The 310-nt window shown below is 25.2% G+C and carries 1 protein-coding gene; it reads right to left on the reverse strand.

Going from position 1 to position 310, the window contains the following annotated elements; genetic code table 11:
* Positions 1-20: 20 nt before the first annotated feature.
* Positions 21-310: hypothetical protein (locus H2279_RS08810; RefSeq protein ID WP_337196305.1), on the reverse strand; the 290-nt coding region annotated here is incomplete at its 5' end.

Below are 310 nucleotides of genomic sequence, written 5' to 3' on the forward strand. Positions count from 1 at the left end.
GGTTTTTAAACCCACTAAGATTAAATTAAATCATAAGGAAAGTATTTATAATGTTTAAATTCTTCTTTATTTAAATTCATTATCTTTACAATAACAGCACCTTCAAGATCCCAAGTATTAATAGGATCTCTTAATCTTGTATGTTTTTTCATATATTTATGTAAAAACTCAATATCCTTAGTGGCTACAAATTCTTTAATAAGTTCATGTTCTTTACGGATACACTTGCGTTCTAAATTTAAGTTTTTACCCTTAGATCCTATAAAATGTAAAAACCAATCCCTATTAAGTATATCTCTTCTTTTTCTTT

The sequence above is a fragment of the Campylobacter sp. B0100352/1 genome (assembly GCF_020135855.1).
Classification (GTDB): Bacteria; Campylobacterota; Campylobacteria; order Campylobacterales; family Campylobacteraceae; genus Campylobacter_D; species Campylobacter_D taeniopygiae.